Origin of the sequence: Serratia sp. CY71090 (assembly GCF_052166845.1) — a bacterium.
Lineage (GTDB): Bacteria > Pseudomonadota > Gammaproteobacteria > Enterobacterales > Enterobacteriaceae > Serratia > Serratia nematodiphila.
The window spans coordinates 156650-180421 of the sequence record NZ_JBJNOA010000003.1; the positions used below are offsets into that span (position 1 = coordinate 156650).

The following is a 23772-nucleotide window of genomic DNA, read 5'->3' on the forward strand; positions in this document are numbered from 1 at the left end:
CATCGCCGAATGAGGAGAAGCGTTCTAGCACTCGCGCGAGGGCGGAGTTTGTACAAAATTGCCCGTCTCGGCGCCCGGCGGCGCGATCACCGCGCAGCGCCAGGCGCTGAATACCGCCAGCAGCGGCGCCAGCGCGAACGCCAGGAACAGCCAACGCGCCGCCGATGCCGCGCCCGCCGCGCCGCCCGGATCGTTCAGCCCCGCCAGATTGGCGATCATCCCGGCCAGCGCCGCGCCGAATGCGGTGGCGAACAGCTGCACCGTGGTAATTGAAGCGCCGGCGATATCTTTGTCCGCTTCAGGCGCCACCTGCAAAATGCGCGTCAGCAGATGCGGCCAACCGAAGCCGATGCCGAACCCTACCAGCGACAATGCGATAACGATCGGCGTCAGCGCCTGCCAGTCACCGCCGGAGGGCGTCGGCATCAGGATCGCCAGCGCCAGCAGGCCCACCAGCACGAACAGCGGCCCGCTGACGATCGCCCGGCGAATGCCCGCCCCGCGCCAGCCGGAGCTGAGGATTTCGGACAACGTCCAACCGGCGGCCATGGTGGCGGCGATATAGCCGGAGATCAGTGGCGACTGGCCGTGCAACAGCTGCAGGAAATAGGGCACGAAGATTTCGCTGGTCATGCCGATCACCAGCAACGAGACCGTAATATAGAGCGCCGCCAGCGATGAGCCGCGCCGCAGCGAGCCATGCGGCAACAGGCGCGCGCGTGCGTGCGCCTCGCGCTTCATCAGCCAGGCCATCAGCACCAGCGAAAGCGCGATGCCCGCCAGATTGATCCAGACGCTGTGCGCCAGGCTGCCGGCGGACACCACCAGCACCGCCACGGTCAGCAACAGCAGTTGCGCAGTCGGCAACGGCGCGGCCGCCTGCTGCGCCTTGCCTTTGGGCAGGATCAGGAAGGTAAACGCAGCGTACAGCGCCATGATCGGCAGCAGAATGCCGAAGGCCCAACGCCAGGCGTGCAGCTCGGCAAAAATGCCGCCCACTGCCGGCCCCACCAGGGTGGCGATGCCCCACATCGCCGAGATAAGCGCCATGGCGCGCGGCCACAATCGCTGCTCGAACACCAGGTTGATCATCGCGTAGGAGAGCGCAAAGATCAGCCCGCCGCCGAAGCCCTGCACCGTGCGGCCGATCAACATCACCGGCATGCTCGGCGCCAGCGCGCACAGCGCCGCCCCGACGATAAAGAACAGCGAAGCCACCAGATAGGCGCTACGCGCGCCGTAACCGCTGAGCAAGCGGGCCGACAGCGCGGAGCCGAGGATCGACGCCACCACGAACAGCGTAGTGTTCCAGGCATAGAGATCCAGCCCGCCGATATCCTGCACCACCGAGGGCAGAATGGTGGTGGCGACCAGAATATTGATGGCATGCAGCGCCACGCCGAGCGAAAGCGCGATCGCACTGGCCGCATTTTTGCCGGAGAAAAGGTCGCTCCAGCGGCTGTCGTCATGGGTTATCACGGTTGTCGTCCTGTTTTCAGAGGAATGGCATTGAGTTGGTCATAAGATTGCGTTAAATTTAACAAGAGTTATCTTGGAATAAGTTAGGGCGAGGCGGAGAAATATGTCAAGAATAAACTTGGAAAATAGCGGCAGCACCGCACAATCGGTCAGTGACCGCTTGCTGACGTTATTGAAAACCCGCGGCCCGCAGCTAGCTTCTGACGCAGGAAAAGTGCTCGGCACCACCGGTGAGGCGGCACGCCAGCAGTTCGTCAAGCTGGCGAAAGAGGGGTTGGTCGAAGCGGTGGCGGAAACGCGCGGCGTGGGCCGCCCGGTGCAGCTGTGGCATTTGACCTCTGCCGGGAACGCGCGCTTTCCCGATACCCATGCGGATCTGACGGTGCAGCTGCTGCGCACCGTGCGCGACAAGTTGGGCGAACAGGCGATCGACGTGCTGATCGAGACCCGCGAGCAGGAAAACCGCATCAACTACAAGCAGGCGATGATCGGCGCCACCGAGCTGCGCGAACGCGTGGCGCGCCTGACCGAGATCCGCTGCCGCGAAGGGTATATGGCCGAATGGCGCCAGGAGGAGGACGGTTCCTATCTGCTGGTGGAAAACCACTGCCCGATCTGCGCCGCCGCCACCGTCTGCCAGGGCTTCTGCCGGGCGGAATTAAGCATCTTCACCGAAGTGCTGCAGGCGCAGGTGGAGCGCGCCGAACACATTCTGGCCGGCTCGCGCCGCTGCGCCTACCGGATTTCCCGCCTGTAACACCGGTTTTTGCCCACGTTTTCAACCGGTACAGATTATTCTGCTTGTGCACCCCGCACCTTCCCTTCTAAGGTTGAACTAACGAACATTCAGGCAAACAGCGGGCCTCGCGCCCGCTCTGGCAAATCCGTCGGCGCTTAGCGCAGCGGCAGAGTAACCCCACGGGAGTTGAACGATGAAGAAGCCGCATGCCGGATTCTGGCTGGCGACGCTGGGACTGGGCGTTTGCTGGCTGCTGGCGCTGCTGACTCGCGATCGGCTCAACGGCATACTGCTGGCCGGCGCGGCGCTGGCGCTGATCTTTACCCCTGCCGCCCGCCGCAAAGGCGCGGCCCTGGCCGCCCTGGGCGGTATCGGCATGGATGGGCTGTGGAGCTACAGCGGCGTGCTGCACTACAGCGGGCAACACGGCCTGCCGCTCTGGACCATCGCGCTGTGGATCGGCTTCGGCTGCTGGTGGTATTGGTTGCTGGACGTGGTCAGAGCGGCCCCCTGGCCGCTGGCGGTGTTGGGCGCCGCCGTCGGCCCCTTCGCCTACGCCGTGTCCTGGAAGCTGGACGCCTTGTTGCCCGGCGTGCCGCCCGAGTTCATGCTGCTGCTGCTGGCCGTCGGCTGGTCGATTTACCTGCCGGCCGTCAGCTGGCTGCAGTGGAAACAGCAAGGCCATTGAACGGCTTTCAGCCGCCGGAAAAATAATGCCGAAGGCCATTGCTTATCGGTTGCCCGATCGGGTTTACTGAGCGTTCTAATAATAATCATTCCCGCAAAATACAATCCTATGCTTAGCCAACAAAGCCGTAGCGTCCTGCCGTTGATCGGGGCGTTGTTCACGTTATATATCGTTTGGGGTTCCACCTATTTCGTCATTCGCCTCGGCGTCGCGCAGTGGCCGCCGCTAATGATGGCCGGCATTCGCTTTCTGACAGCCGGTATCGTGCTGTTCAGTTTCCTGGCCTGGCGCGGCCACGCCCTGCCGACGCTGAAGCAGTGGCTGGCCGCCGGCGCCATCGGCATTCTGCTGCTGGCGGTGGGCAACGGCCTGGTGACGGTGGCGGAACACCAACATGTGCCCTCCGGCATTGCCGCGGTGATGGTGGCGACGGTGCCGCTGTTCACCCTCTGCTTCAGCCTGCTGTGGGGCATGCGCAACACCAAACTGGAATGGGCCGGCATCGCGCTCGGGTTGGTGGGCATCGTGCTGCTCAACACCGGCAACAACCTGGTGGGCAACCCGACCGGCGCGCTGCTGATTTTGCTGGCTTCGGCCAGCTGGGCCTTCGGATCGGTGTTGGGATCGCGCATCTCGCTGCCGGCCGGGCCGATGGCCGGCGCGGCGGAGATGCTGGTCGCCGGCGTGGTGTTATTGGCAGCCAGCCAGCTGAGCGGCGAGCGCCTCACTCAGATGCCGAGCACCGGCGGCTTTCTGGCGCTGGGCTATCTGATCGTCTTCGGTTCGATGCTGGCGATCAGCGCCTATATGTTCTTGTTGAAGAACGTGCGCCCGGCGGTCGCCACCAGTTACGCCTACGTCAATCCGGTGGTGGCGGTGCTGCTCGGCATCGGTTTTGCCGGCGAATCGCTGGCGCCGCGCGAGTGGCTGGCGCTGGTGATCATCGTGGCGGCGGTGGTGCTGGTGACGCTGGGAAAATACCTGTTCGCCCGCCCGGCCAACGTGCAGGCCATCGACTGCGAACGGCGGTGATCACAAAGGGCGGTCTGCGGGCCGCCGTTAAAAACGATTCTTGTTTCACCCGGCGAAGGGGCTATAATTCCCGCTGTTCCAAGCAACCTGCGAAATTATTCCTATGCTGAAAAAAGCGTTCGTCATCGTCATCGCCCTGTGCGCCTTCGGTTCTCTGGGCGGCGTATTCCTCGCCGGGCTGAACATCTACACCCGTTCCACCACCCCGCACGAAGAAAGCGCGCCTGCCGGGGATACCGCCGCTACGCCGGCGCAAACCGAAACCCTTCAGGCCAAGTGATCGTCCATCCAGCGCTGGCAGCGCTGCTGTAAAAAGCGCTGCAGTTGCCTGACGCGCTCCGACACCTGCGAACGATGCGGGCAGACCAGATTGATCGGCACCGCGTCGCTGCGCCATTCCGGCAACAGCTGCACCAACCGCCCGGCGCGAATATCCGCCGCCACGTCGATCGCCGACTTGCGCACCACGCCGTGCCCGGCCAGCGCCCAGCGCCGCGCCACCTCACCGTCATCGGTAAAATAGCTGCCGTTCAGCGGCAGCTCGACCAGCTCCTCACCGCGCCACAGCCGCCATTCCACCTGCCGTTTGCCGCTGGGCTGATACACCAGAATGCTGTGCCGAACCAGATCGGCCGGCGTTTGCGGCGCGCCATGCCGCCGCAGATAATCCGGGCTGGCGCAGATCAGCCGCCGATGCTGCGGCAGGATCGGCAGCGCCACCAGCGAAGAGTCGGCCAGCGGCCCGAAACGCAACGCCACATCCACCGGTTCGCGGAACAGATCCGCCTGCCGATCGTTGATCAGAAGCTGCAGCTGAATGTGGGGATGCTGTTGCCGAAACTCGTCCAGCCAGCCGAGCAGCAGATTGCGGCCAAAATCCGACGGCGCGGAAATCTGCAGCACTCCGGACAGCCCCTGATGCTTCTCGCGGATCGCCTGCTCTCCTTCGGCCAACGCCCCCAGCGCCAGGCGCGCGCTGTCGAGATAGCGCGCCCCCTCCTCCGTTAACCTCAGGCTGCGGGTGGAGCGCACCAGCAGCCGCGCGCCCAACTGCTGCTCCAGCCTTTTCACCGCAATGCTGGCCGCCGCCGGAGTGATATCCAGCGCGCGCGCCGCGGCGGAAAAACTGCCGCCGTCCACCGTGCGGACAAACACCTCGAGATCGACAAATGAGGTCATCTGCTCCCTCTCTTTTTAGCCCAATCAATTATTAATATTAATTTACAAGTGTTTGCTATTAGGCGGGCTTTTTTCCTCATTTTCAATCAGGAAAGATAGATCCCGTTGAAACTTACCTAAAAAGAGGCCTTAACATGACGATTCCCGACTCCCCCCTGAAACGACAAAAGCTGGTGATCCTGGGCGGCACCAGCGGCATTGGCGCCGCGGTGGCCTACGCGGCGGCGGCGCGTGGCGCTGAAGTGGTGCTGGCTTCGCGTCGTCTCCCTCACGCCGGGGAGAAGAACGACGCGCTGCGCCTGATGCAGGCCGATCTGACCGATGACGCGTCGCTACGCGCGCTGTTCGCCGCCGTCGGCGCTTTCGACCATTTGGTTATCACCGCCGGGCCGTTGGTGCAGGCGAAGCCGCTGGCGGAGACCGCCCTTGAACAGGCGCAGGCCGACTTCAACGTCAAATTCTGGGGAAGTTTGCGCGCGGTGCAGGCGGCGCTGCCGACGCTGGCGCCGCAGGGCTCGATCACCCTGACCTCCGGCCAGCTGTCGCGCAAATACCTCGGCGGTCAGTTGATCAAAACCGGCATCAACGCCGCGCTGGAAGCGGTCGGCAAACAGCTGGCGAAGGAACTGGCGCCGCGGCGGGTAAACGTGGTCAGCCCCGGCATCACCGCCACCGAAGCCTACGACGGCATGAGCGCCGCACAGCGTCAGGCGCTGTTCGAACGGGTTGGCGTCAGCCTGCCGGTCGGCAGGGTCGGGCAGGCGGCCGACGTCGCGGCGGGTTATCTGCTGGCGATGGAGAATGGCTTCGTCACCGGCAGCGTGATCGACATCGACGGCGGCGGCCTGCTGTAACGGCGGCTAGAGCGCCGTCACGCCCTGCGCGGCAGCCTGCTGTTCCAGCACGGTGATAATCTGGTAGGCCGAACGCGGCACCAGGCTGAAATCGCCGATCAGCAGGCGGTCGCTGACCGCCTCATCCAGCATCGCTCGGGCGCCGGCGCGCAGAATTTCCAGCTGCTCCGGCGGCGTGCCCGCGGCGGTGATCAGCGGCAAACCCGGCACCGCCGCCGTGCGGCCGATGATTTTCAGCCCCTCCAGTGCCTGCGGTTGCGCGCGGCGCAGCAGTTCCATGCTGATCGAATCGATGGCGGCGATATCCGCCTGCCCGCTGCGGATCAGCTGCAACGACTGATAATGCGCGCCGGAGGCGATAGCCGCACCGAAGAATTTCCCGTCCTGCGCCAGCGGCGCGATCAGCGCGCGCAGGCCGTTGTAGCCGGACTGGGAATCGGTGCTGTTATACGCCGCCGTTCGGCCGCGAAAATCCGCCAGCCGCTCGCCAGGGTCGTCCGCGCGCACCACCAGCCAGCTGCGGTAATTCGGCCCGTCGCACCCTTCCACCCGATAATGATAGGTGCCGATCAACTGTACCTGCGGCAGGCTGCTGACCAACGGATAACCGCAGGTTTGGCTGAGCAAGAGATCCTCGCGTCGCCAGTGCTGCGCCAGATCGTCCGGCCAGCTAAGCCGTTCCGGCACCGCCGGCAACCCCAGCCGCAGCAGCTTGTCGCGCAATACCTGCCAGAAGGATTCGGCCTGCTCCCGGCCAACGCCGTACATCGGTAGAGACACCTGCATCATTTCCCCCTTACCCCGCCGAAGTGGGCGCCAGCGTCTGCTGACGCCAGGCGGTGAGATAACGCACCCAACGTTCGAACAGCATATCGGTGATAATAGCCAACAACGCCACAACCGCCGCGCCCTGGATCACATAGGCGGTGTTAAACCCGCTCAGGCCGATAATGATCGGCGAGCCGAGCGTCTTGGTGCCGACGGTGGAAGCGATGGCCGCCGTGCCGATGTTGATGATCACCGAGGTGCGGATCCCGGCGACGATCACCGGCGCCGCCAGCGGCAGTTCAACCCGCCACAGAATTTGCCAGGCGCTCATCCCCACGCCGCGGGCGATCTCGCGCGTGGCGGGCGGCACCGATTCAATGCCCGCCAGCGTGCCCTGCAGGATCGGCAGCAGGCCGTACAATACCAGCGCAATGATCGCCGGCTGTTCGCTGAAGCCCATCACCGGCACCGCTACCGCCAGCACCGCCACCGGCGGGAAGGTCTGCCCCACCGCCACCACCGTTTCCACCAGCGAACGAAACTCCCGGCCGCTGCGTCGGGTCACGGCCACGCCTGCCGCCACGCCGAGAGCCACCGCGATCAGGCTGGAGATCGCCACCAGCGACAGGTGCGCCCCCACCAGCGCGATAAAGCTGTCCTGCTGGTAAATGGGCCGCTCCAGATCGGGGAACCAGGCGGCGAACAGGCCGCGCAGATGATCCATGCCGAACACCAGCGCCAACAGCAGCGCCAGCGTCCAGGGCAAAGGATCGCGCAGCAGGCGCCCGATGCGCCCGCTCATGACAGCGCCTGCCCGGCGATCAGATCGTTGAAGTGCAACACCCCCAACGCTTCGCCCCGTTCATCCACCACCGGCAGACAGTCGCTGCCGCGCGCCACAAACACCGACAGCGCCTCGCGCAGGCTCATGGCGGCGGCGATCGGCTCGCCCCCGGCGACACCGGGTCGCACCCGCTCCGCCACCGTCCCCAGCGACAGCAGCTTGATGCCGCGATCGCTGCGCCCGAAGAAATCACGCACGAAATCGTTGGCCGGGGCGGTCAACAGCGTCAGCGGCGTGCCCTGTTGCACCACCCGCCCCTGATCGAGCAGCACCAGACGATCCGCCAGGCCCAGCGCTTCGTCGATGTCGTGCGTCACCAGCACGATAGTGCGGCCGGAGAGCTGATGGATGCGCGCGATCTCCGCCTGCAGCGCCGCACGGGTGACCGGATCCAGCGCGCCGAACGGTTCGTCCATCAGCAACACCTCGGGATCGGCAGCCAATGCGCGCGCCACCCCCACCCGCTGCTGCTGCCCGCCGGACAGCTGGTGCGGATAGCGGCGGCGAAACAGATCCGGCTCCAAATGCAGCAGCTCCAACAGTTCGGTCACCCGATCGCGAATGCGCGCGCGCGGCCATTTCAGCAGCTGCGGCACGGTGGCGATGTTCTCTTCAACCGTCCAGTGCGGAAACAGGCCGATCGATTGGATCGCATAGCCCATGCGCCGCCGCAGATCCTGCGGTTTGAACGACTGGATCTCTTCGCCGGCAAAGAGAATCTTGCCCCGATCGTGTTCGATCAGGCGATTGATCATTTTTAACGTCGTGGACTTACCGGAACCCGAGGTGCCGATCAACACGGTGAATTCGCCCTCGGCGATGTGCAGCGTGAGATCGTCGACCGCCGGCTTGCCCTGAAAAATTTTGCTGACTTGCTCAAAGTGAATCATCGGCGCGATACGTCCAGGATTGAAACCCAAAATTTAAACAGCGAATCGACGATGACCGCCATCATGACCACCGGGATCACCCCCAGCAAAACCAGATCCAGCGCGCTGCTGAGCAGCCCCTGAAATACGATGGCGCCAAAACCGCCGGCGCCGATCAGCGCCGCCACCACCGCCATGCCGACGGTCTGCACCGCCAGAATGCGCACGCCGGTCAGGAACAGCGGCAGCGCCAACGGCAGCTGCACGCGCAGGAAGATCTGCCCGCGCGTCAACCCCATGCCGGTGGCGGACTCAATCACGCCGGCCGGCACGCTTTGCAGCCCCGCCACCACGCTGCGCACCAGCGGCAACAGCGCGTACAGCACCAGCGCCACGATCGCCGGCGCCATGCCGATACCGCTGACGCCGTGTTCCGCCAGCCAGGGCACCGCCACCGCCAACCCCGCCAGCGGCGCGATCAGCAGGCCGAACAGCGCGATCGACGGCACGGTCTGGATAATGTTCAACACGGAGAAGATCGGCCGCTGCCAGCGCTCGGAACGAAAACACAGCACCCCGAGCGGCACACCGATCGCCAGCGCCGGCGCCATCGTCGCCAGCAGAATGGTCAGGTGCTGCAGCAACGCGGCGTCAAACACCTCCTGCCGATTATGGTACTCCTTCAGCAGCGACAGCTGATCGAGCTGATGGCCGAACAGCAGCAGCGCCGGCGGCACCAGCACCAGCGCGTTGCCGAGCATCCGCCGCAGGTGCGACGCGGTGAGACGCGCCATGGCGTCGGCGGCGATCAGCAGGCTCAGCGCCATGGTCAACCAGCAGCCGCTGCCCCAGGAGGTGCGCGCTAGGCGCGATCCCTCCTGCGCCAGACGCCCGGCGGCCTGCCCGCTGATCCAGAACGCCAGCGTCAGCACCCCGCAGGCGGCCAGCGCCGCCAGCAGCGCCCGCCCCCGCGTCGGCGGCAACAGGCTGAGGATCGCCAATGCCGCCAGCGGCAACAGCAGCCACAGCGCCGGGCCGTGCAGCAGGGAGAACAAGGAGAGGCTTTTGCCCGACAACAGGCGATTGGGGGCATAACTGAGGAACGGCAAGCCGAACGCGGCCAGCAGCAACAGCATGAACAGCGTCAACAAGACGCGATGTTTTACGGCGATAGTCAAAGAAACGCTCCGGCTCCCTCGGTTTACCCCCTCTCCCGACGGCAAAGGGGGCACCTCGGCATTATCCCTTAACAAACCCTTTCTCTTTCAGGTAAGCGGCCGCCACCTGTTTGGCGTCCTGGCCTTCCACAGCGATCTGCGCGTTGAGTTTTTGCAGCGTCGGCCCGTCCAGCGAGGCGAACACCGGCTTCAGCAGCTCAGGCAGATTGGCGTGCGCCTTCAGCGCCGCTTCACGCACGATCGGCGCCGGCGCGTAGATCGGCTGTACGCCTTTCGGATCCGCCAGCGTCTGCAGCCCCAGCGCCGCCACCGGGCCATCGGTGCCGTAGGCCATCGCCGCGTTGACGCCGGAGGTCTGCTCCGCCGCCGCCTTGATGGTCACCGCCGTATCGCCGCCGGCCAGGGACAGCAGCTGATCCTGATTCAGTTTGAAGCCGTAGGCATTCTGGAACGCCGGCAGCGCATCCGGCCGCTCGATAAATTCCGCCGAGGCCGCCAGCTTGAACTTGCCGCCGCCGTTGATCCACTTGCCGAGATCCGCCAACGTTTTGAGATGGTTGGCGTCCGCCACGTCCTGACGAATGGCGATGGTCCAGGTGTTGTTGGCCGGCGCCGCATCGAGCCAGACGATTTTGTTTTTGTCGTAGTCGAGCTGCTTCACCTTCTCGAAGCCGGCCTGGGCGTTCTTCCACGCCGGATCTTTCTCATCGGAGAAGAAAAACGCGCCGTTGCCGGTGTATTCCGGGTAGATGTCGATCTCGCCGGAAGTGATGGCGCCGCGCAGCACCTTGGTGGTGCCGAGCTGCAGCTTGTTGGTGGTTTTGATGCCGTTGGCTTCCAGCACCTGCACGATGATGTTGCCGAGCAGCGAACCTTCGGTATCGATCTTGGAGCCGACGCGCACCGAGTCGGCCGCCTGTGCCAGACCGCCGACTGCCAGCAGAGCCAGCGCGACGGCAAAGGAACGTCCGCGTGATAAGGTGATTGCCATACTTTTCCTCTGGTTATATGTTTTCCGGCTCATGGGCCAGTTCGGTTGGAAAATCCTGAGAAACGCGCTTCCAGCGCGCAATAAGTTTTTTCTTCGGCAGGACATCGCGTTCCTCCCGCCGTTCGCCGGCGCTCAGCGGATGCACGCCGACGTCGATCGGCGTCAGTGCGTAATCGCGCAGCCACTCGCCATAACCCTGCGCGACGAATCCCTGGCTGCGGCGCTGATACGCCTCGCGTTCCGCCAGATAGACTTCGCGCAGGCCATACCAGGGCAGGCCGGGCAAATCGTGATGCACTAAATGGTAGTTCAGATTGAGAAACAGCAGCCGCCACGGCCAGCCCGCCTCATTAATAATAGAACGTGCCTGCGGTGCGTCCACGGCGCGATGCTCAAAAAACGATCTTACCTTGGTCAGCGCCAGCGCCGGGTAGCTGATGGCCAACAGGTAAAACGCCGCGCCGATGCCCTGCATCTGCAGCCAGTGCAGCAGCGCCGCCAACAGCGACAGATGCGCCAGCCACATCGCCCAGGCGCGCAGATCGCCCGCTGCAAGCATCTTCACTGCGCCGAACAGCGTGGTGACGATATCCAGCGCCGGGCCGAGGAGCACCCGGCCGATCAGCGTATTGCGCACCGCGGCCAATAACGGCAGCAGGCGGGGATAACGCCGCCACTGCGCGGCGCTGAAGTAGTAACTTTCGGGATCTTCATGCGGATCGGTCAGGTGGTCGTTGCGGTGGTGGCGCAGATGCGAATCCCGATACAGCCCATAGGGATACCACACCGCCAGCGGCAACAGGCCGAACAGCTGATTGACGCGCGGCCAGCGCGTCGGATGGCCGTGGATCAGCTCGTGTTGCAGCGACATATACCCGGTGGTCAGCAGGATCAGCAGCGGCGCGCCAAGCCACGGGCCCAGCGCCTGCCAATAATGCGCCACGCCGAACCAGCCGCCGTACACTGCCGCCATGATCCCCCAGGTAGGCAACTCCAGCCGCCAGTGCCAGCGCCGATGAAGCCGCCGGATGCGGTCGCGTTGTTCAGGGTGCAAATAGTGGGCGTGGGACATGCTGCGGCTCGCGGTTGGGGATTTTCCCCCAGTATCGGTGAGCCGCAGTGACGTTCAAAATAACGAAAATGGCAAAGCTAAGTGAAAATTCAGCGGGTTGCGTACTCGGCAAAGCGAAAAAACGGGCCGCGCAGGCGGTAATATCAGTCAGTTAAACCTGACTGGCATTTTTTATCCCATCTTTGTGTGTTTTGTGTAGCCTGAATTGCCGTAAATGTTCCGCATTTCTGTGTTACTACAATGAACGGCAATTGGAGGGGCCGAAGGCGCGGCCCCTCCACCCGCGCCTTCGCTTAACACCGTCTGTCCGCTGTGCGGATGCCCTCGCCGCGTCTGCATTGTCGGGCGGGTCGGCTACGACAAACGTCCCTGTTAGTCTCGCCTCTACCGGCCTTCCCTGGCCGGTTGCCCCTGACAACGCTGTCTTGCTCGGCAGCCGGTGATGCGCGCCAAAGGTCAACACCCGAGCTGGCAGCTACCGGGCAACCCATATATCGCAAAGAAGACGAATCGGAGATGAGCACGGTATTGGACGCCCTTGAAGACGCCGAACGCAGGCATAGCGCATTAGGCGAAACCGCCATGGACGGCGGTTTCAGGTGAGACAGGCAGGGACGCCTGTCGCAACCGGCCTCAATGCGGTATGGCGGAGCGAGGACAAATCTGCCTGGAGCAGATTTGAACGCTGCTTGCAGCGGCCCCGAAGGGGCGAGGCCCAGGGATGGGCTGAGTAACGTTGGCAAAGCCAACCGTCTGATAGGGCAAAGGCGCGGGTTGCCAGGGGCCGCGCCTTTCGGCCCCTGGCTCGGTCGAGGTGCAGGAGCCTCATGATGCACCTCTCATTTATCGACCGAAAACGTCACGAGTACTTCAAAAAAACGCTAACTGACAAGCATTGGCCGCGCAGACGGCCCGTCGGTCATATCCCTTCAGGGAACGAAATCGAGCACCACGGCGTTGAACAGCGCGTATTCAGTGGCGCTGGCCATCGGCGGAAACTGCGCGCGCTGCACCGCAGCGCTCGCCGCTGCGCACAGGGGCGCATCGCCTCTTACGATCTTGCTGCTCGCCAGCTTGCCGTCCGGCTGCAAACGGATAGCAAGGGTGCAACGCTGACCGTGCGCATGTTCCGGCAAGCGCAGCTCACGGCTCACCGCGTTATGTACCCGCTCCGGATAACTGAGCTGCGTTGCGGCCAGTGCCGGGGCCTGCGGCAACGGCATGCCGGCCTCGCGCCCGGCGCCGCAGCCGCTCAGCAACAACAACGCCAACAGGCTTAGTGTCTTTTTCATTCCCGATGTCCTTATTGGGGGATTTATCCTTATCGGGCGGCCCTCACTGCGCCGCCGGGTAGGCCTCGCCGTCGTCCGCGTAGCGCTGCAGCCGTTCGCGCCACCATTTGGCCGCCAGGCCGCTGGCGCTTTCCCGCCAACCGAAATAGGCGATGTCGCTGCAGCGTTCCGATTCGACGCGTTTCGCCACCAGTTCGCCGCTGTTCAGGTAAGGTTCCGCCAAAGAACGCGGCAGATAGCCGCAGCCCAGCCCGGCCAGCTGCGCCTGCAGCTTGGCGTCGAAACCGAAGACCGTCAGCGTATCCTGCTCTTCCAGCAGATTCAGGCTCTGCGGCGCGTTGACGCGCGAAGTGTCGCGCACCACCACCGCCCGGTGCTGACGGATTTCGTCCTTCGGCAACGGTTCCGGCAATGCCGCCAGCGGATGCTGCGGCGCGACGGCGAACACGTAATCCAGCTGCCCCAGCCTGCTGAACGCATAGCCCACCCGTGACGGCGGCTCGCAGATGGCGCCGATGATAATGTCGGCGCAACCGTAGACCAGCGACTCCCAGGAGCCGGCCAGCACTTCGTGGCTGAAACGCAGCCGGGTATGGTGATGCTGCCGATAGAACTCGTCGATCAGCGGCAACAGGCGGGCAAACGGGAAAGAGGCGTCAATCCCGAGCGTGATTTCGCTTTCCCAGCCGTTTTCGACATAGCGCGCCTGCTGCTCCAGATCCTGCGCCGCCCGCAGCAGCACCCGCCCCTTTTCCAGCATCAGCTTGCCGGTATCGGTGAACTTCGCCCGATGCCCGGAGCGATCGAGCAGGGTGATGTCGAGATCGTTCTCCAGCTTTTGCACCATATAGCTCAGTGCCGAAGGGGTTTTAAACAGTGCGGCGGCCGCGGCGGCGAAAGATCCGTGCCGGTCCAGCGCATCCAAAATCAGCAGCGCTTCCAGGTTTAATCTCATGCTTTCTCCCGTGTATAAAAAAACTCAACAAGTCGGCAAAAATTCTGCGGTATCTTTGAAATCGCCCTCTGCCTACCATGGGTTTTATCGGCGTTACACTCATCAGATGTTCAACCGAAATATCACTGGGAAGGTAAATTATGTCCAAGTTTCAACTACTTGATAAAGACAACTCCGCACTGATTTTTATCGATCATCAACCACAAATGGCCTTCGGCGTGGCTAATATTGATCGTCAGCAACTGAAAAACAACGTTGTTGGTTTGGCGAAGGCAGGCAAGATTTTCAACGTTCCCACCCTTTTCACCTCGGTCGAAACCGAAAGCTTCAGCGGCTATATCTGGCCGGAACTGCTGGCGGTACACCCTGAAATCACCCCGATTGAACGCACCTCAATGAACTCCTGGGAAGACGCGGCCTTCGTTAAAGCCGTGGAAGCCACCGGCCGCAAAAAGCTGGTGATCTCCGCGCTGTGGACCGAGGTGTGCCTGACCTTCCCGGCGCTGATGGCGCTGGAAGCCGGCTATGAAGTGTATGTGGTGACCGACACCTCCGGCGGCACCTCCGTCGATGCGCACGAACGTTCGATCGACCGCATGGTGCAGGCCGGCGCCGTACCGGTGACCTGGCAGCAGGTGCTGCTGGAGTACCAACGCGACTGGGCGCGCAAAGATACCTACGACGCGGTGATGGCGCTGGTGCGCGAACACAGCGGCGCGTACGGCATGGGCGTCGACTACGCTTACACCATGGTGCACCACGCACCGGCCCGCACGGTGAAATAATTCCCCTTGCCCCGGCCTCGCGCCGGGGTATTTTCAGGAGTCGGTTTTATGGCCCATCCGCAGCATGTCACGCTGGTGATCACCCACCGTTTGGCGCCGGGGAACGAACAGGCCTATGAGGCCTGGCTGAACCGCATCATGCCCGACGCCGCGGGCTTCACCGGCCATTTAGGCGTCAACGTGATTCGCCCTTCCGGCGACGAACAGGCCTATACGGTGCTGGTCCGCTTCGACAATCTCGACAATCTCTACCGCTGGCTCAACTCGCCGCAGCGCAAGCAATACATCGAAGAAGTCACTCCGCTGTTGCTGGAGAACGACCATATCGAGATCCGCCCCGGCGCAGAGTTCTGGTTTACCCCGCCCAACCCCAGCGTGCGCCAGCCGCCCCAGTGGAAGCAATTCATCATCACCCTGCTGGTGATCTTTCCATCCACCAATCTGGTGCCCTGGTTTTGGGGGCTGGCGCTGCCGCAGCTGGACGGCACGCTGCTCGGCCATTTTCTCAATGACGCCACCGTGGTCGCCCTGGTGGTGTACCTGTGGATGCCTATCGTGACTCGCGTTTTTCATCAATGGCTGACCCGCCGCTAGGCGGTTCGCCGGGAGAATGTTATGAACCACCACGCTTCATTGATCATCACCAACGGCAAGTTTCACACCATCGATCGCCAACACCCCACCGCGCAAGCGGTCGCCATCCGCGACGGCAAGTTTCTGGCGGTCGGCAGCGAAAGCGAAGTCATGCAGCACGCCGGGCCGGAAACCCAGGTGATCGATCTGCACGGCCACACCGCCATTCCGGGCCTGAACGACTCGCACCTGCACCTGATCCGCGGTGGCCTGAACTATAACCTGGAGCTGCGCTGGGAAGGCGTGCCCTCGCTGGCCGACGCGCTGCGCATGTTGAAAGAACAGGCGCTGCGCACCCCGAGCCCGCAATGGGTGCGGGTGGTCGGCGGCTGGACCGAATTCCAGTTCGCCGAGCGCCGCATGCCGACGCTGGACGAAATCAACCAGGCGGCGCCGGACACGCCGGTATTTATTCTGCATCTCTACGATCGCGCGCTGCTTAACCGTGCGGCGTTGAAAGTGGTCGGATACACCAAAGACACGCCGAACCCGCCGGGCGGCGAGATCCAGCGCGACGCCAACGGCAACCCGACCGGCATGCTGATCGCCAAACCCAACGCCATGATCCTGTACGCCACGCTGGCGAAAGGGCCGAAGCTGCCGCTGGAGCAGCAGGTCAACTCCACCCGCCAGTTTATGCGTGAGCTGAACCGCCTCGGTCTCACCAGCGCCATCGACGCCGGCGGCGGCTTCCAGAACTACCCGGAGGATTATCAGGTGATCGCCGAGCTGCACGAGAAAAAGCAGCTGACCATCCGCATCGCCTATAACCTGTTCACCCAGCGGCCTAAACAGGAGCTGGAAGACTTCGAGCTGTGGACCGACATGCTCAAGCCGGGCCAGGGCACCGACTTCTATCGCCACAACGGCGCCGGCGAGATGCTGGTGTTTTCCGCCGCCGACTTCGAAGACTTCCTGCAGCCGCGCCCGGATCTGCCGCCGGGCACCGAAGACGAACTGGAGCGAGTGGTGCGCCATCTGGTCGAGCACCGCTGGCCGTTCCGCCTGCACGCCACCTATGACGAATCCATCAGCCGCATGCTGGACGTGTTCGAGAAGGTGAACCGCGATATTCCGTTCAACGGCCTGCACTGGCTGTTCGACCACGCCGAAACCATTACCGAGCGCAATATCGAGCGCGTCAAGGCGCTGGGCGGCGGCATTGCAGTCCAGCACCGCATGGCGTTCCAGGGGGAGTATTTCGCCGACCGTTACGGCATCGAAGCCGCCAAACATACGCCGCCGGTGGCGAAAATGCTGGCGGCCGAGCTGCCGGTCGGGCTGGGCACCGACGCCACCCGCGTCGCCAGCTACAACCCGTGGACGGCGCTGTACTGGCTGGTTTCCGGCCGCACCGTCGGCGGCATGGCGATGTACGACGACAGCGCGCGGCTGGATCGCGAAACGGCGCTGATGCTGTGGACGCAGGGCAGCGCCTGGTTCTCCACCGAGCAGGGCAAGAAAGGCCAGATCAAGGTCGGCCAGTTGGCGGATTTGGCGGTGCTGTCGCAGGACTACTTCAGCGTGCCGGAAGAGCAGATCAAAGGCATCGAGTCGGTGATGACGGTGGTGGACGGCAAAGTGGTCTACGCCGCCGGCAGCTTCTCGCCGCTGGCGCCGCCGCCGCTGCCGGTGCTGCCGGAGTGGTCGCCGGTCACCCAGGTGCCGGGCCATTACCGCTCCGCACCGCCGTCGGCGGCGGCCCGCGTCGGGGTAGTGAGCCAGGCGCATCAATGCTGCGGTCCGTGCGGCGTGCACGCACACCAGCATGACATCGCGCGCCGCTCCAGCATCCCGGTGTCGGACGAGAATGCCTTCTGGGGCGCGTTCGGCTGTTCGTGTTTCTCGTTCTAAGTTATCAAGCTAATAACTTATTATAAAGTTAACTTAATAAGCTATTAAGATGGCAACATAATAAATTAATGGCGCTATCCACGGGAGAGCGCCATTTCATTTTCAATCGCGGTTGATCTCCAGCCAGCGCCGCAGTTCGGCGGAGGCGGCTATCGCGTCCAGCACGCACGACACCTTCCAGCCCTCTTCAAAGTCCGGCCACATGCGATCGCCCGCGGCGATGCCGTTGACCAGATCGCGGATCTCCACCGTCTTCTGATCGTTAAAGCCGATGCCGTGCCCGGCGCTGATGCAAAACGCCGCATAGTCCGGGTGCTTCGGCCCCACCAGCAGCGTCTTGAACCCCTGCCGCTCCGCCGGTTCATCGTGCCGATACAGCTTCAGCTCCGCCATCCGTTCCTGGGTATAACTCAGCGTGCCTTTGGTGCCGGTAACCACATAGGTCAGCCCCATCTTGCGCCCGCAGGCAATGCGCGACGTTTCGATAGTGCCCATCGCGCCGCCGGCGAAACGCAGCAACGCACTGGCCTGATCTTCGTTTTCCACCGGGTGCAGGCGCGTCGGGTCCTGCGGATCCGGGCGCTGTTTGATCACGGTCTGCATATCGCCGGAAACCGCCACGATATCGCCCACCAGGTAGTGCGCCATATTGACGATGTGCGCCGCCAGATCCCCGAGCGCGCCTAACCCGGCGCTGGCGCGGCGGCAGTGCCAGTCGATCGGCGTGCGCGGATCGGCCAGATAATCCTCATTGTGGGTGCCGTAAAAATGCACCACCTCGCCGATTTCACCGTTGGCGATAATTTCGCGCGCCAGTTGGCTGGTGGGGTTTTTCATGTAGTTAAAACCGACCAGCGTTTTCACCCCCTTGGCGCGCGCTGCCTGCACCATCTCCGCCGCGTCGGCGGCGTCCAGCGCCAGCGGCTTTTCCGAATACACGTGCTTGCCGTGGCGGATCGCCGCCAGCGCCATCTCTTTATGCAAAAAGTTGGGGGCGCAGATGTCCACCACATCGATCGCCGGATCGGCGACCAGCTGCCGCCAGTCGCCGGTCGAGCGCGCAAAGCCGAATTCGGCCGCGCGCTGCGCCGCCAGCTCGGGCGTCACTTCCGCCAGCATCTCCAGCACCAGGTCCCCTTTCAGAGGAAAGACCGTGGCGGCCTGCGCATAGGCGATAGCGTGACAACGCCCGATATAACCGGTGCCGATTAACCCAACGCGTACCTGTTTCATCATTTTCTCCCGTGACCAAAATTCTGCGTAGAACCAGGCGTCGCTCAATGAAACGCGCCGGTTGATAACGGGTTTGTATGGAATATAAATTTCAATAACAAGCACACAGGAAAATAAAGTTCATATTCGTGATGCCGTTCATGAAACGTTGACGGGATGATGCAATGAGGAAAGTCCGGACACGGCCGGCGTATCCGGACAAGATGAAATGAACCGTTTATTTCATATCACGGTAAACCGTTAGCACCGTGCTGCACGTAGCCAGGGCGTTGCAACAGGCGCTGCTGATAGGCCGCCAGCGCCGCATAATGCGGCCGCTCGAACGGCGTCATCAGCCAGCGGTTCAGCGACAGCCCCAGCACCACGTCCGCCAGCGTGAAGGCGGCGCCGGCGGCATAAGGGCCGTGCTGCGCAAGATGTGCGTCCAACAAGCCCATCAGCCGGTTCCATTCGCGCTCGGCGGCTGCCAGGCTGGCGGCATCCTGATAATCCGCATGCCCACGCACCCGCGACATAAACACGTAGCGCCAGGCGCCGTTCAGATCGGTGGCCTGCCAGTCCATCCACATCTCCACCGCCGCGCGCGCGCCGGGTGCCTGCGGCAGCAGATCTTGCCGCCCCTCCCGCCCCGCCAGATAGCGGCAAATGGTATTCGACTCCCACAGCACCCGCTCGCCGTCGATCAGCACCGGCACCAGGCCGTTGGGATTGAGCGCCAAAAACGCCGGCTCCTGCGTGGAGCGATAACCGCTGCCCCAGTCCTCCCGTTCCAGCGTCAGCCCCAACTCCTGACAGGTCCATAACACTTTGCGCACGTTGATCGATGAGGCTTTACCCAATAATTTCAGCATTCACTTTCCTTATTCTCTCCAGAACGGTTTATACCCTTCCCGCCAGGCATCCGCCCGCGTCAGGCCGATATCCGCCAGCTGCCTGTCGTTCAGCAGCAGTAACTCTCTGCGCGTTCTGCGACGCAACAAATACCAACGCCAGCGTGACCAGCCTACCCGTCGCCACATCGTCATGCCATCAAACAGAGCCATCTTATTATTCCCCCTGATGTTTTCGCCTGGTAGTGATGATGCGCGCCAGGCAAAAAACAATACAGATTCACGCTGGCGCTATTTTTTTCATACAGCTGCGCCAAAAAACCCGCTGAATGGTTTATTTTGAACGTATCTGTACCGGTTTTTTAATCCTGACCACCGATGAGAGGCCTCTGTATGACACGCTACGCCACGCTGGCCGCCATTCTCAGCCAACGCATTCAGCAAGGGTTGTATCCGGCCGGCCATCGCCTGCCTTCGGTGCGCACGTTGAGCCAGGAGCACGGCGTCAGCATCAGCACGGTGCAGCAAGCCTACCGGTTGCTCGAGGAACAGCGCCTGGTGGAAGCGCGGCCGAAGTCGGGCTACTTCGTGCATATGCAGCGCGCGCAGGCCGAGCTGCCCGCCATGACGGCGCCGGTGCAGCGGCCGGTGGACATTTCGCAATGGGAGCAGGTGCTGGAACTGGTGCGCAGCCGGCCGCGCGAAGGCCTGATCCAGCTGGGGCGCGGCATGCCGGATATCGCCGAACCGACGATGAAACCGCTGATCGTCGCCCTGCGCAACGCCGCCCGCCACGGCGACCTGCGCAGTCTGTATTACGACAGCATTCAGGGCGTGGCCGCGCTGCGCGAACAGGTCGCCCGTCTGCTGCTGGACTCCGGCTGCCAAATCGGCCCCGATCAGCTGCTGATCACCACCGGTTGTCAGGAAGCAATCTCCGCCGGGCTGCGCGCCGTTTGCCAACCCGGCGACATCGTGGCGGTCGATTCGCCCTGCTTCCACGGCACCATGCAGACGCTGAAGGGGCTGGGCATCAAGGCGCTGGAAATCCCCACCGATCCGCTCACCGGCGTCAGCCTGGCCGCGCTGGAGATGGCGCTGGAACAGTGGCCGGTCAAGGCCATCCTGCTGACGCCCAACTGCAATAATCCGCTGGGCTACATCATGCCCGACGCCCACAAACAGCGGCTGCTGACGCTGGCGCAGCGCCACGACGCGGCGATCATCGAAGACGATGTCTACGGCGACATCGCCTATCACTACCCGCGGCCGCGCACCATCAAGTCATTCGACGACGACGGCCGCGTGCTGCTGTGCAGCTCGTTTTCCAAAACGCTGGCGCCGGGGCTGCGCGTGGGCTGGATCGCGCCCGGCCGCTACCTGGAACGGGTGCTGCACATGAAGTTCATCGGCTCCGGCGCCACCGCCACCCAGCCGCAGCTGGCGATCGCCGAATTTATCCGCGGCGGGCATTACCTGCAGCACCTGCGGCGCATGCGCGCCCGCTACCAGCAGAACCGCGACCGCATGACCGATCTTATCCTGAAACACTTCCCGGCCGGCACCCGCGTCAGCCGGCCGCGCGGCGGTTTTATGCTGTGGATCGAACTGGACGAGGCGTTCGACACCCTGCGGCTGAACCGCCATCTTGAACAGCAAGGCGTACAAATCGCCGTCGGCAGCATCTTTTCCGCCGCCGGCAAGTACCGCAACTGCCTGCGCATCAACTATGCGCCGACGCTGACGACAGAGATCGAGATGGCAGTGCAGAAGGTCGGCGCCACCATCCAGCGGCTGATGCCGGCCGACAGTTTGGCGCAATCGGATTAAATCTTGACGCGATCGGATTATCGCTGCGCTGCCCGGCGCTCTAAAGTGGCATCACACCCACTCGCAATCAGGAAGGTCATGATGTCTCAGTCACAAGTATGGTTAATCACCGGCAGTTCCCGCGGCCTGGGCCAACAGCTGGCGCAGGCGGTGTTGGCCGCCGGGCACCGTCTGGTCGCCACCGCCCGTCAGCCGCAACAGCTGCAGCCGCTGGTGGAACGCTACGGCGATCGGGTCGCCACAGTCGCGCTCGACGTCACCGACGCCGCCGCCGCCGAACGCGCGGTGCGCACGGCGATTGAACGCTTCGGTCGGCTGGACGTGCTGGTCAACAACGCCGGCTACGGCAATATCGCGCCGGTGGAGGAAGCCGATGAAGCCGATTTTCGCGCGCAGCTCGAAACCAACTTCTTCGGCGTGTTCAACGTCACCCGCGCGGCGCTGCCGATATTACGCCGGCAGGGCAGCGGCCACATCATCCAGATCGCCACCATCGGCGCTCGCCTCGGCATTGCCGGCCTCAGCGCCTACCATACCGCCAAGTGGGCGGTCGAAGGGTTCTCCGAATCATTGGCCAAAGAGATGGCCCCCTTCGGCGTCAAGGTGACGATGGTCGAACCCGGCGGCTTCCGCACCGACTGGGCCGGTTCTTCAATGACCATTGCGCCGATCGGCGAAGCCTATCAGCCGACGCTGGGGCCGATGCTGGCCTTCCTGCAGCAGCATAACGGCAGCCAAACCGGCGATCCGGCCAAGGCGGCGCAGGCGATCCTGCAGTTGGCGGCGCTGGAAGCCCCTCCGCTACGCCTGCTGCTCGGCAGCGACGCGGTGCATATGGCGGCGCAGGTGTTGGCAGAACGCCAGGCGGAGGACGCCGCGTTTCGCGCCCTCAGTCTCAGCACCGACCACGACGACAGCTCGCCGGATCACGCCGCGATGGCGGCGGTGGTGACGGGAAAATCCTAAGGAGCCCGCATTGAGCAGCGATCAAATTCCGGTTTCCGGCGCGCTGGCGGTACACCTGGCGGCGCAGGGCGTCGATATTGAGCAGCTCGGCCGATTGGCCGGGTTGCCCGCCGGGCTGTTCGGCGAACGGCGCGACAAGATTAAACTCACTACGCAACAATTCTTCTCTCTTTGGCGCAGTCTGCCGCAGTTGAACGACGATCCCGCCTTCGGTCTGCGTCTGGGCGGCGAGGCGGCGCCGGAACACTATGACATTGCCTTGGTCGCCGCGTTGCATTCCGCCACGCTGGGCGAAGCATTGCAAAAGGTGGCGCGCTATAAACGGCTGGTTTGCCCGGAAGAGCTGATGCTGGTGGAAGACGGCGACAGCATGCGCCTGCACACCCGCTGGACCATGAGCGAGGGCCACGCGCCGGCGCTGCTGATCGACGCCATGTTCGCCGCCATCACGGCCCTGTGTCGGCGCGGCACCGGCTTGCCCCTGCAGCCGCAGGCGATCGAATTGACCCGGCGAGCGGACGCCGCCTCACCGCTGGCGCGCTATTTCGGCTGCCCGGTGACATTCAACGCCCCGCTGGACGTGCTGGTGTTCGATCGCGCGTTGATGCGTCAACCCTTCGTCACCTACAACCAGGCCATGCTGGCGGTGCTGCTGCCTGGGCTGGAGGCGGAGCTGGCCAAATCTCAGTCGGCGCACGATCTGCCCACGCAGGTGATGGCGATCCTCAGCCGCAGCATGCGCGGCCAGCGCCCCAGCGTCAACAGCGTGGCCGCTGAACTCTATCTCAGCCCGCGCACGCTGCAGCGCCGCTTGCAACAGCACGGCTACAGCTACCAGCAATTGTTGGACAAAACCCGCCACCGCACCGCCTGCCGGCTGTTGGCGGAAACCGACCTTGAACCGGGCGAAATCGCCTTTGTGCTGGGATTCGAAGAGCTGAATTCGTTCAGCCGCGCCTTTATTCAGTGGGAAACGCTGACGCCCAGCCGCTGGCGCACGCAGCGCGCCGCCGGCCAGTGGGAGAACAGAGCATGAAAATGATGATTTTCGGCGCCAGCGGCATGGTGGGCCAGGGCGCGCTGCGGGAATGCCTGCGCGATCCGCGCGTCAGCGAAGTGCTCAGCATCGGCCGAAGCCCGTTGGCCCAGAGCCACGCCAAACTGCGCCAGCTTTCTGTGCCCGATCTGCGTGATCTGTCGGCGCTGGAGCCGCAGCTCGCCGGCTACGACGCCTGCTTCTTCTGCCTGGGGATTTCGTCCTCCGGCCTGAGTGAAGCTGAATATCGCGCGGTGACTTACGATCTGACGCTGGCCGCCGCCCGCCCGTTGGCGACGCTGAATCCGTCGATGGTCTTCGTCTACGTCTCCGGCCTCGGCACCGACAGCAGCGAACGCGGCCGCAGCATGTGGGCCAGGGTCAAGGGCGCCACCGAAAACGCGCTGCTGGCGCTGCCGTTCCACGCGGTGATGTTCCGCCCTGGCGCCATTGTGCCGCTGCACGGCATTCGCTCCAAAACCCGCCTCTACGATCTGGCCTATCGGCAGTTCAAGCCGCTGTGGCTCGGCGCATTGCGGCTGTTTCCCGCCCGGGTAAGCAGCACCGAACGAATCGGGCGGGCGATGCTGGCGGTGGCGCGACGGGAAAGCGCGCTGCGCATCATCGAACCGGCGCAGATCAACCGGCTGGCGGCATCCTGAACA

General features: G+C 63.6%; 25 protein-coding genes. 12 read left to right on the forward strand and 13 right to left on the reverse strand.

The genetic code is table 11. The annotated features are described in order from the left end of the window. Nucleotides 1-24: 24 nt before the first annotated feature. Nucleotides 25-1479 (reverse strand): MFS transporter, encoded by a 1455-nt coding sequence (locus tag ACJ8OK_RS07055; protein WP_048322505.1) that lies wholly within the window; start codon nucleotides 1477-1479, stop codon nucleotides 25-27. Nucleotides 1480-1582: 103 nt separating this feature from the next. Here ACJ8OK_RS07055 and ACJ8OK_RS07060 point away from each other — a divergent pair, with 103 nt between their 5' ends. The 4 genes from ACJ8OK_RS07060 to ACJ8OK_RS07075 all read left to right on the forward strand — a co-directional run bounded on the left by ACJ8OK_RS07060 (nucleotide 1583) and on the right by ACJ8OK_RS07075 (nucleotide 4218). Then, the gene (locus ACJ8OK_RS07060; protein WP_015377129.1) at nucleotides 1583-2236 is read left to right on the forward strand and encodes a helix-turn-helix transcriptional regulator; all 654 of its coding nucleotides are present in this window, start codon (nucleotides 1583-1585) and stop codon (nucleotides 2234-2236) included. Nucleotides 2237-2411: 175 nt separating this feature from the next. After that, nucleotides 2412-2906 (forward strand): DUF2878 domain-containing protein, encoded by a 495-nt coding sequence (locus ACJ8OK_RS07065; RefSeq protein ID WP_015377128.1) that lies wholly within the window; start codon nucleotides 2412-2414, stop codon nucleotides 2904-2906. 108 nt (nucleotides 2907-3014) lie between these two features. Next, a complete protein-coding gene (yedA, locus tag ACJ8OK_RS07070; RefSeq protein ID WP_015377127.1) occupies nucleotides 3015-3938 on the forward strand; it encodes a drug/metabolite exporter YedA in 924 nt (307 codons plus the stop codon). Nucleotides 3939-4041: 103 nt separating this feature from the next. Then, complete coding sequence (locus tag ACJ8OK_RS07075; RefSeq protein ID WP_004939348.1) at nucleotides 4042-4218, forward strand: hypothetical protein; 177 nt, start codon at nucleotides 4042-4044, stop codon at nucleotides 4216-4218. Here ACJ8OK_RS07075 and ACJ8OK_RS07080 read toward each other — a convergent pair. After that, the gene (locus tag ACJ8OK_RS07080; protein WP_015377126.1) at nucleotides 4206-5117 is read right to left on the reverse strand and encodes a LysR family transcriptional regulator; all 912 of its coding nucleotides are present in this window, start codon (nucleotides 5115-5117) and stop codon (nucleotides 4206-4208) included. The two genes, ACJ8OK_RS07075 and ACJ8OK_RS07080, sit on opposite strands and share 13 nt — an antisense overlap. A 134-nt stretch (nucleotides 5118-5251) precedes the next feature. On the opposite strand from ACJ8OK_RS07080, the gene ACJ8OK_RS07085 reads away from it, so the two are divergent. Then, nucleotides 5252-5971 (forward strand): SDR family oxidoreductase, encoded by a 720-nt coding sequence (locus tag ACJ8OK_RS07085; RefSeq protein ID WP_118892304.1) that lies wholly within the window; start codon nucleotides 5252-5254, stop codon nucleotides 5969-5971. A 6-nt stretch (nucleotides 5972-5977) separates the two neighbouring features. Here ACJ8OK_RS07085 and ACJ8OK_RS07090 read toward each other — a convergent pair whose 3' ends face one another. From ACJ8OK_RS07090 to ACJ8OK_RS07125, 8 genes are all read right to left on the reverse strand, one after another. After that, nucleotides 5978-6739 carry a phosphate/phosphite/phosphonate ABC transporter substrate-binding protein gene (locus tag ACJ8OK_RS07090; protein ID WP_442530555.1) on the reverse strand — a complete coding sequence of 254 codons (762 nt, stop codon included), beginning with the start codon at nucleotides 6737-6739 and terminating at the stop codon, nucleotides 5978-5980. A gap of 28 nt (nucleotides 6740-6767) precedes the next feature. Beyond that, a complete protein-coding gene (locus ACJ8OK_RS07095; RefSeq protein ID WP_044031664.1) occupies nucleotides 6768-7541 on the reverse strand; it encodes an ABC transporter permease in 774 nt (257 codons plus the stop codon). After that, on the reverse strand, nucleotides 7538-8473 hold the full coding sequence (locus ACJ8OK_RS07100) for an ABC transporter ATP-binding protein (protein ID WP_016928556.1): 936 nt from the start codon (nucleotides 8471-8473) through the stop codon (nucleotides 7538-7540). The genes ACJ8OK_RS07095 and ACJ8OK_RS07100 overlap by 4 nt, the downstream gene beginning before the upstream one ends. Beyond that, nucleotides 8470-9630 carry an ABC transporter permease gene (locus ACJ8OK_RS07105; protein WP_015377121.1) on the reverse strand — a complete coding sequence of 387 codons (1161 nt, stop codon included), beginning with the start codon at nucleotides 9628-9630 and terminating at the stop codon, nucleotides 8470-8472. Before ACJ8OK_RS07105 ends, ACJ8OK_RS07100 begins: the two co-directional genes overlap by 4 nt. Nucleotides 9631-9691: 61 nt before the next feature. After that, on the reverse strand, nucleotides 9692-10621 hold the full coding sequence (gene osmF / locus ACJ8OK_RS07110; protein WP_004939374.1) for a glycine betaine ABC transporter substrate-binding protein OsmF: 930 nt from the start codon (nucleotides 10619-10621) through the stop codon (nucleotides 9692-9694). A 13-nt stretch (nucleotides 10622-10634) separates the two neighbouring features. Beyond that, nucleotides 10635-11693, reverse strand: a complete 1059-nt coding sequence (locus tag ACJ8OK_RS07115; protein ID WP_103085791.1) for a fatty acid desaturase — start codon at nucleotides 11691-11693, stop codon at nucleotides 10635-10637. A gap of 929 nt (nucleotides 11694-12622) precedes the next feature. Next, nucleotides 12623-12985 carry a cell envelope integrity TolA C-terminal domain-containing protein gene (locus ACJ8OK_RS07120; protein WP_033633785.1) on the reverse strand — a complete coding sequence of 121 codons (363 nt, stop codon included), beginning with the start codon at nucleotides 12983-12985 and terminating at the stop codon, nucleotides 12623-12625. Nucleotides 12986-13028: 43 nt separating this feature from the next. Then, nucleotides 13029-13940 (reverse strand): LysR substrate-binding domain-containing protein, encoded by a 912-nt coding sequence (locus tag ACJ8OK_RS07125; RefSeq protein WP_004939387.1) that lies wholly within the window; start codon nucleotides 13938-13940, stop codon nucleotides 13029-13031. Nucleotides 13941-14080: 140 nt separating this feature from the next. Between ACJ8OK_RS07125 and ACJ8OK_RS07130 the strand changes: the two genes are divergently transcribed. From ACJ8OK_RS07130 to ACJ8OK_RS07140, 3 genes are read left to right on the forward strand one after another with little or no spacing between them, the layout of a single operon-like run. After that, nucleotides 14081-14725 carry a hydrolase gene (locus tag ACJ8OK_RS07130; protein WP_004939390.1) on the forward strand — a complete coding sequence of 215 codons (645 nt, stop codon included), beginning with the start codon at nucleotides 14081-14083 and terminating at the stop codon, nucleotides 14723-14725. A 48-nt stretch (nucleotides 14726-14773) separates the two neighbouring features. Then, the gene (locus ACJ8OK_RS07135) at nucleotides 14774-15319 is read left to right on the forward strand and encodes an antibiotic biosynthesis monooxygenase (RefSeq protein ID WP_048322496.1); all 546 of its coding nucleotides are present in this window, start codon (nucleotides 14774-14776) and stop codon (nucleotides 15317-15319) included. Between the two features lie 21 nt (nucleotides 15320-15340). Continuing rightward, nucleotides 15341-17212 carry an amidohydrolase gene (locus tag ACJ8OK_RS07140; RefSeq protein ID WP_442530475.1) on the forward strand — a complete coding sequence of 624 codons (1872 nt, stop codon included), beginning with the start codon at nucleotides 15341-15343 and terminating at the stop codon, nucleotides 17210-17212. 102 nt (nucleotides 17213-17314) lie between these two features. Here the strand turns inward: ACJ8OK_RS07140 and ACJ8OK_RS07145 are convergent, their stop codons facing one another. The 3 genes from ACJ8OK_RS07145 to ACJ8OK_RS07155 form a co-directional block, all read right to left on the reverse strand. Next, nucleotides 17315-18445 (reverse strand): Gfo/Idh/MocA family protein, encoded by a 1131-nt coding sequence (locus tag ACJ8OK_RS07145; protein ID WP_442530476.1) that lies wholly within the window; start codon nucleotides 18443-18445, stop codon nucleotides 17315-17317. A gap of 227 nt (nucleotides 18446-18672) precedes the next feature. Next, nucleotides 18673-19296 carry a glutathione S-transferase family protein gene (locus tag ACJ8OK_RS07150; protein ID WP_004939402.1) on the reverse strand — a complete coding sequence of 208 codons (624 nt, stop codon included), beginning with the start codon at nucleotides 19294-19296 and terminating at the stop codon, nucleotides 18673-18675. Between the two features lie 9 nt (nucleotides 19297-19305). Then, nucleotides 19306-19488 carry a DUF1127 domain-containing protein gene (locus tag ACJ8OK_RS07155; protein WP_072010125.1) on the reverse strand — a complete coding sequence of 61 codons (183 nt, stop codon included), beginning with the start codon at nucleotides 19486-19488 and terminating at the stop codon, nucleotides 19306-19308. A gap of 180 nt (nucleotides 19489-19668) precedes the next feature. Here ACJ8OK_RS07155 and ACJ8OK_RS07160 point away from each other — a divergent pair, with 180 nt between their 5' ends. The 4 genes from ACJ8OK_RS07160 to ACJ8OK_RS07175 all read left to right on the forward strand — a co-directional run bounded on the left by ACJ8OK_RS07160 (nucleotide 19669) and on the right by ACJ8OK_RS07175 (nucleotide 23769). Then, the gene (locus ACJ8OK_RS07160; protein ID WP_060558939.1) at nucleotides 19669-21105 is read left to right on the forward strand and encodes an aminotransferase-like domain-containing protein; all 1437 of its coding nucleotides are present in this window, start codon (nucleotides 19669-19671) and stop codon (nucleotides 21103-21105) included. Nucleotides 21106-21186: 81 nt separating this feature from the next. Further along, on the forward strand, nucleotides 21187-22071 hold the full coding sequence (locus ACJ8OK_RS07165) for an oxidoreductase (RefSeq protein WP_060558937.1): 885 nt from the start codon (nucleotides 21187-21189) through the stop codon (nucleotides 22069-22071). 10 nt (nucleotides 22072-22081) lie between these two features. Further along, complete coding sequence (locus ACJ8OK_RS07170) at nucleotides 22082-23107, forward strand: AraC family transcriptional regulator (RefSeq protein WP_033633788.1); 1026 nt, start codon at nucleotides 22082-22084, stop codon at nucleotides 23105-23107. Further along, nucleotides 23104-23769: an epimerase gene (locus ACJ8OK_RS07175; protein WP_442530477.1), complete on the forward strand. Its 666-nt coding sequence runs from the start codon at nucleotides 23104-23106 to the stop codon at nucleotides 23767-23769. Before ACJ8OK_RS07170 ends, ACJ8OK_RS07175 begins: the two co-directional genes overlap by 4 nt. Nucleotides 23770-23772 lie beyond the last annotated feature (3 nt).

Bases quoted from the DNA above. Each gene is read 5' to 3' on its own strand.
- ACJ8OK_RS07130 (WP_004939390.1), top strand. From the start codon at position 14,081: ATGTCCAAGTTTCAACTACTTGATAAAGACAACTCCGCACTGATTTTT.
- ACJ8OK_RS07150 (WP_004939402.1), bottom strand. From the start codon at position 19,296: ATGCTGAAATTATTGGGTAAAGCCTCATCGATCAACGTGCGCAAAGTG.
- ACJ8OK_RS07090 (WP_442530555.1), bottom strand. From the start codon at position 6,739: ATGTACGGCGTTGGCCGGGAGCAGGCCGAATCCTTCTGGCAGGTATTG.
- yedA (WP_015377127.1), top strand. From the start codon at position 3,015: ATGCTTAGCCAACAAAGCCGTAGCGTCCTGCCGTTGATCGGGGCGTTG.
- ACJ8OK_RS07095 (WP_044031664.1), bottom strand. From the start codon at position 7,541: ATGAGCGGGCGCATCGGGCGCCTGCTGCGCGATCCTTTGCCCTGGACG.
- ACJ8OK_RS07155 (WP_072010125.1), bottom strand. From the start codon at position 19,488: ATGGCTCTGTTTGATGGCATGACGATGTGGCGACGGGTAGGCTGGTCA.
- ACJ8OK_RS07135 (WP_048322496.1), top strand. From the start codon at position 14,774: ATGGCCCATCCGCAGCATGTCACGCTGGTGATCACCCACCGTTTGGCG.
- ACJ8OK_RS07145 (WP_442530476.1), bottom strand. From the start codon at position 18,445: ATGAAACAGGTACGCGTTGGGTTAATCGGCACCGGTTATATCGGGCGT.
- ACJ8OK_RS07140 (WP_442530475.1), top strand. From the start codon at position 15,341: ATGAACCACCACGCTTCATTGATCATCACCAACGGCAAGTTTCACACC.
- ACJ8OK_RS07075 (WP_004939348.1), top strand. From the start codon at position 4,042: ATGCTGAAAAAAGCGTTCGTCATCGTCATCGCCCTGTGCGCCTTCGGT.
- ACJ8OK_RS07120 (WP_033633785.1), bottom strand. From the start codon at position 12,985: ATGAAAAAGACACTAAGCCTGTTGGCGTTGTTGTTGCTGAGCGGCTGC.
- osmF (WP_004939374.1), bottom strand. From the start codon at position 10,621: ATGGCAATCACCTTATCACGCGGACGTTCCTTTGCCGTCGCGCTGGCT.
- ACJ8OK_RS07175 (WP_442530477.1), top strand. From the start codon at position 23,104: ATGAAAATGATGATTTTCGGCGCCAGCGGCATGGTGGGCCAGGGCGCG.
- ACJ8OK_RS07115 (WP_103085791.1), bottom strand. From the start codon at position 11,693: ATGTCCCACGCCCACTATTTGCACCCTGAACAACGCGACCGCATCCGG.
- ACJ8OK_RS07085 (WP_118892304.1), top strand. From the start codon at position 5,252: ATGACGATTCCCGACTCCCCCCTGAAACGACAAAAGCTGGTGATCCTG.
- ACJ8OK_RS07165 (WP_060558937.1), top strand. From the start codon at position 21,187: ATGTCTCAGTCACAAGTATGGTTAATCACCGGCAGTTCCCGCGGCCTG.
- ACJ8OK_RS07065 (WP_015377128.1), top strand. From the start codon at position 2,412: ATGAAGAAGCCGCATGCCGGATTCTGGCTGGCGACGCTGGGACTGGGC.
- ACJ8OK_RS07125 (WP_004939387.1), bottom strand. From the start codon at position 13,940: ATGAGATTAAACCTGGAAGCGCTGCTGATTTTGGATGCGCTGGACCGG.
- ACJ8OK_RS07100 (WP_016928556.1), bottom strand. From the start codon at position 8,473: ATGATTCACTTTGAGCAAGTCAGCAAAATTTTTCAGGGCAAGCCGGCG.
- ACJ8OK_RS07080 (WP_015377126.1), bottom strand. From the start codon at position 5,117: ATGACCTCATTTGTCGATCTCGAGGTGTTTGTCCGCACGGTGGACGGC.
- ACJ8OK_RS07160 (WP_060558939.1), top strand. From the start codon at position 19,669: ATGACACGCTACGCCACGCTGGCCGCCATTCTCAGCCAACGCATTCAG.
- ACJ8OK_RS07060 (WP_015377129.1), top strand. From the start codon at position 1,583: ATGTCAAGAATAAACTTGGAAAATAGCGGCAGCACCGCACAATCGGTC.